We start from the raw sequence: 5,579 nt of genomic DNA, 5'->3' as shown, positions 1-5,579 counted from the left end.
GCAGTTCATCCGATAGCAGCTCCTGATTCAAAGTTGATCTTTGTTTCTCCGTGAAAATACCGAACTGCTCCTCCGTCAAGCTATCCAGAGAATCAAGCAATAACTCCCTTACCCCTTGGGTGTAACCAAAAAAATCGTTAGCCTGGAGGCGCAATACATGTTTCCAGCATTGGTTATCTCTGGGAACTTCAGTTATCACATAATCTTCCATACCGATGGTGGCCAAGTGTTTTTCCAGTAGTGACTGTTCTGCAACTTCCGTAGTTTCAGGATTATCACTGCCTGGCTTCACTCCTCTTTTTGCCCGGCGAGAACCAGAAAGAGGGCTGGTGAAACCTGAATAATCGGGTCCAACCTGTCCAGAGTCGGCTGCCTGGGGGCTTGCAGCTGTATTTTCAAGGGAAATAGCAGGCCTGGTGCTTGTTGTCCTTTTATTATTTACTCCTGCAAAAACATTCAAGGGTACGGCACAACATAGATAGAGCAGAGTGTAAAAGGTGATGAATAAACGCATTGTATATTTACCAAGACTCATCAATATTCTCTTTGTCTGTAAATGGATGTGGAGAGGGAAGGAGGGTAGACCATTTTGGTTACCCGACTTGTAATTTTTCGCCTCTAAAGTCAGGAATGGGTGCTGTCTAATATTTGTTCACCAAAGCAATGGCCCGGGTACTTAAAGCCTGTAAATTTTTCCACTTCCTCCTGGCTGCAAATCGGAGTGTGAAATATATAAAAACTGTAAGTGCAGCCAGTATCTTCACTGTTTAAAAATTATCGAGAGTTAAAATGGGCGCGTCTGTGGGCGATGAATGCAGAGGGCAGGAGGAACGTCCTTTGGCCCCTATCCTGATCACACACAAAGGGCCTGCCCTCTGGGATGTGGGCGCGCCGACGGTGAAGCGCCTTCCGATGAAGAGGCGGACGTTCGCCCTCTGTGATGTGGGTGCGCCTGTGGGCGATGAATGCAGAGGGCAGGACGAACGTCCTTGGGCCCCAATTCTGACCACACTCAAAGAAGTTGCCCCTTGGGCATGGAGTGTGTCGAGCCCTTTCATACTTCATTTCCTCTTTTGATAGATAAAAATCCGACAACGAACATTTTCCTGGGCATCGCTCTGGTTTGTATACAGGTTGCCACTGCCGGCATACTGGGCAATGCCTAGCTTCTTTTAAAGCATCCAGGAGGCATTTACTGTGGAAAAGGTGATGACAGGTGGTCGAATGCATATTATCCCGCCAGCGAAAGCCTTCAAGACAGATTGTGCAGGTTGTTAATGGATTTTTTTTGTGGCTCAAAGAAAGATAGTGATTTTCACTCATTATCCATCCGAGCCAAATGGCGTTCTCCGTGATAGAAGCATCTGGTTTTTCTGTGGTGATTTCAGAACCTATAGACTTCGGGAGGTAGGTATGAAATACCTGATCAGAAGTGAGATCTTTCTTCCATGATTCCAGATGGACGATTATGACTGGGCGGTTTATCAATGTTGCTAAAAATGGCCCCAAAAGATCAAAGGCTGGCAGTTCATCCGATAGTAGCTCCTGATTCAAAGTTGATTTTTGTTTCTCCGTGAAAATAGCTAACTGTTCCCCCGTCAAGCTCTCCAGAGAATCAAGCAATAACTCCTCTACCCCTCTTGTGTAACCAAAAAAATCGTTAGCCTGGAGGCGCAATACATGTTTCCAGCATTGGTTATCTCTGGGAACTTCAGTTATCACATAATCTTCCATACCGATGGTGGCCAAGTGTTTTTCCAGTAGTGACTGTTCTGCAACTTCCATAGTTTCAGGATTATCACTGCCTGGTTTCACTTCTCTTTCTGCCCGGCGAGAACGAGAAAGAGGGCTGGTGAAACATGAATAATCGGGTACAACCTGTCCAGAGCCGGCTGCCCGGGAGCTTGCAGCTGTATTTTCAAGGGAAATAGCAGGCTTGATGCTTGTTGTCCTTTTATTATCTACTCCTGCAAAAACATTCAAAGGTACGGCACAACATAGATAGAGCAGAGTGCAAAAGGTGGTGAATAAACGAATTGTATATTTACCAAGACTCATCAATATTCTCTTTGTCCGTAGGTGAATGAGGAGAGGAAAGGAGGGTAGACCATTTTGGTTACCCGATATGTAATTTTTCGCCTCTAGCAGCCTGTCGGACTTAGCCGACCGCAACGGGAAAAAGACCGGTTTGAGGCAGTGTTTATGCTGATCCGAGGCGAATAGTGGTTCTATTTAGACAGTGGCTGCTATGCTCTCGAAGAGCTGAAACAACGATTGGGCAGTTGGTGAACTGTTTTGATATTGAGTCTTGTGGTTTAGCGGGTCGGAAAAGGTAGCCAGCAGCCTGGAAGGCTGCTTTATTGGGGAGTGTGGGGCGCAGGAATTAAGCCTGACCAGTGATGATCTGGTACTTCTCCAACAGCTCTTCCTGAGTTTCTTTGTGCTCAGGGTCTTTAGGAATGCAGTCTACAGGGCAAACCATCTGACATTGTGGCTCATCGTAGTGACCAACACACTCTGTGCACAGATTTGGATCTATCTCGTAGATCTCCTCGCCCGGAGAGATTGCACTGTTCGGACACTCCGGTTCGCAGACGTCACAGTTAATGCAATCGTCAGTAATTTTCAGGGCCATAAAACACTCTTATAAACAGAGCTCCGAGCGTCAGGAACGCTCAGGGCTGCCAAACTTCACTCTCAAAGCCTGCTCCACCTCAGGGGAAACAAACTTGGATACATCGCCATGGAGGGAGGCAATTTCCCGCACCAAAGTCGAGGAAATGTAGGAGAAGGCTTCCGATGGCGTCAGGAACAGGCTTTCCACGTCAGGAGCCAGAACCCGGTTCATGTTCGCCAGTTGGAATTCGTATTCAAAGTCGGAAACCGCACGCAGACCACGGAGGATCACACCTGCGCCAACATCCTGGGCAAAATCTGCCAGCAGGTTGCTGAAGCCAACCACTTCTACGTTACCCAAATGTGCCATTGCCTTTTCTGCAAGATCAACACGTTCGGCAAGATCGAACAGAGGCTTCTTTTTGGGGCTTTCGGCCACGGCGATGATTACGCGGTCGAACAGCTGGGAAGCCCGTTCTACGAGATCGCAATGACCCCGGGTAATGGGATCGAACGTGCCCGGGTAGATGACTGTTCTCTTCAAGGCCCTCAAATCCTCTTGTTCTGACATGAATACTTCTGGCAAAACCAGCGATGCTATCGGACACCGCCGCTGTACACAAGGGTACAGGTTACCTTAACTTCTGGTAATCACCGGTGAACCCAGTCGCTGTACGAGGTGGGTTGCCATACGAGCCGCCTGCCCGTAAACCGAAAGTTGCGGGTTGGCACCTATGCTGGTGGGGAATATCGAACCATCAATCACCGACAGGTTATCCAGCTGGTGATGCTCACCAAGGCTGTTCACCACAGAGCGTCGTTCATCTTCTCCCATTGGGCAACCGCCCATCACATGGGCGCAACCAACCAGGGTGTCATATTCACGAAGTTCCAGTTCGGTGATTCCTTTCTGAGCCTCTTTCCAGCTCTTGTAATGAGGTGCACCATAATGGTGAGGGCGCACAGAGCGTGCTCCGGCAGCAAACTGGATTTCAGCCATCGACAACAGTGCTCTGCGCACACCGTCCCACAGATATTTGTTCATTTTATAATCCAGCACCGGGCTGCCATCGTTACGGAGTTCGACAGTGCCGCCCTGGCTTTGTTCATGAAAGCCATCTCGCAGCAGAGCCAGCGTGACACTGGTATACGGCAGTTGGCTCATATCCTGGGCCAGAGACTCGCCGCGGGAACGGAATAGTGCTGATGCGAGCTTGGGTTGGAGGGGCGGAACTTCCAGCTTGTAGCCGATAGGGCCGGTAACGCCATCTTTCCATTGGAAATGGTCACTGTGGATGGACTGGGGGGCACCGTAATAACCATCAATTTTATCGGGCATGATGGCAGAAGTCATGGGTACAGGGTGCAGGAACGTGCGCTTGCCGGTGATGCGATAAGGGTCGGGAGCCGCAGAGCGCATGAGAATGGCTGGAGTGTTAATTGCCCCCCCGGACAGCACGTAGTGTTTAGCTTTTACGGTGATGGTTTTACCCGTGGGATACACACAGCTGGCATCCATGGCCTGACAGACAAGGCTGGAAATCTTGCCGTTGTCGTGTTTCAGGTAGTGTGCTCTGGCGAGAAATATCAGCTTTGCATTGCGTTGCAGTGCTCCGGGAATCGTCGTCACCAGCATAGATTGCTTGGCATTGGTTGGGCAGCCGGTGCCACAGTAGCCCAGGTCCCAGCATCCGGAAATATTGCGGGGTATGGTTTCCCACTCGTACCCTAATGCTTCGCAGCCTTTTTGCAGTACACCATTGTTGGCGTTGGGAGGAATGTCCCAGGTGCGTATGTTCAGGCGTTCTTCACGGTTGGCAAACCAAGGCGTCATTTCATCCACAGACGAGCCTTTTACGCCAAATTCTGATGTCCAGTGATTCAGGGTTTGTTCCGGTGTGCGGAAGCTGGATGTCCAGTTAATGGTGGTGGAACCACCCACACTGCGCCCCTGCAGGATGGTAATGGCCTGATCTTTACTGAGGCGCCCCACGGCTTCCTGATACAGTGTGGAGTAGGCTTCTTCTTCATCCATATTGAAATCGTTGGATGACTTGAGCATACCTTCTTCAACCATGATGACCTTCAAACCCGCCATCGCCATAATTTCAGCTGTAGTCCCGCCACCTGCACCGGTTCCGACAATCACAACATCTGCCTCAACCGTCGTATTCTTTTCGAGCCGTGAGGCGTTTAAAACCTTCCAGCCACTGGCTACACCTTCGGCAAACAGGTCTTTAATCGCCATAAATCCTCCAGGACGGAATCAGTAGTTATTAGGCTTAGTGACGAGAATGCTGGCGTAGGGCACACCGGGATAGTTGGAGTGACTGAACGACGCTGGGTTTCCATTCCAGGACATAGACGTTAGCTGAACCAGAGAAGCGTGGGCCATGCGATTCAAGTGAAGGCGGCTGTTTTGCCAGCGTTCCAGAAAGGCATAAATTTCATCATTGCTCAGGTCGTCCCAGTTTTTCCATACACCGGTCGCTACCCCTTTAGTCAGAGGCATGGTGGCGACATCAAACAGTAGGCGAAGGATCTTCTGCAGCTCAGGTGAGAGTTTTGCACCATGACGATCAAAGCCACGTACACCGGCCATTAAGGCTTCGTTATCGGGAATTGCCGGGCCAATAACTCCCTTGAACAGGGCTCTGACAAAGGGAAAGTCGGAATCTGCCAAAAACTGATAGCCGCTGGCTTTGAGCACAGGTGTGCAACCAGTGAGGGAGAGAGTTGCTCCAGCCATGGACAGTATAGAGCTGCCAATCAGACCGGTTTTCAGAAAGGAGCGTCTATTCATATTTTTATTATTTGTACCTGTACGTCAATTTACGACATAAAAAGTAAACCGCAATCTCTGAGTTTTCCATATTCTCAGAGAGTTGCGGTTTGGGGCAGGGCTTTTTTAGCGTTCTGATAGTCTTTTACGGCTAGGGCCTGTTGAGGTTTTAGACAGGACT

6 protein-coding genes are annotated in these 5,579 nt (G+C 49.5%); all 6 read right to left on the bottom strand.

Features of this window, described 5'->3' with window-relative positions:
• A partial coding sequence (locus E1189_RS03180; RefSeq protein ID WP_155158600.1) for a hypothetical protein occupies positions 1-535 on the bottom strand: 535 nt, incomplete at its 3' end.
• Between the two features lie 239 nt (positions 536-774).
• Complete coding sequence (locus tag E1189_RS03175) at positions 775-2,058, bottom strand: RING finger domain-containing protein (protein ID WP_155158599.1); 1,284 nt, start codon at positions 2,056-2,058, stop codon at positions 775-777.
• A 325-nt stretch (positions 2,059-2,383) separates the two neighbouring features.
• A complete protein-coding gene (locus E1189_RS03170; RefSeq protein ID WP_155158598.1) occupies positions 2,384-2,635 on the bottom strand; it encodes a YfhL family 4Fe-4S dicluster ferredoxin in 252 nt (83 codons plus the stop codon).
• Positions 2,636-2,665: 30 nt separating this feature from the next.
• Positions 2,666-3,187, bottom strand: coding sequence for a pantetheine-phosphate adenylyltransferase (coaD, locus tag E1189_RS03165; RefSeq protein WP_155158597.1), 522 nt, complete (start codon positions 3,185-3,187; stop codon positions 2,666-2,668).
• A gap of 66 nt (positions 3,188-3,253) precedes the next feature.
• Entirely contained in the window at positions 3,254-4,864 is a 1,611-nt protein-coding gene (locus tag E1189_RS03160; protein ID WP_155158596.1) for a GMC family oxidoreductase N-terminal domain-containing protein, read from the bottom strand.
• A gap of 18 nt (positions 4,865-4,882) precedes the next feature.
• On the bottom strand, positions 4,883-5,419 hold the full coding sequence (locus E1189_RS03155) for a twin-arginine translocation pathway signal protein (protein WP_155158595.1): 537 nt from the start codon (positions 5,417-5,419) through the stop codon (positions 4,883-4,885).
• Between the last annotated feature and the right edge of the window lie 160 nt (positions 5,420-5,579).

Origin of the sequence: Parendozoicomonas verongulae (assembly GCF_009711465.1) — a bacterium.
GTDB lineage: Bacteria > Pseudomonadota > Gammaproteobacteria > Pseudomonadales > Endozoicomonadaceae > Sansalvadorimonas > Sansalvadorimonas verongulae.
This window is presented reverse-complemented; position numbering and strand designations above follow the sequence as displayed.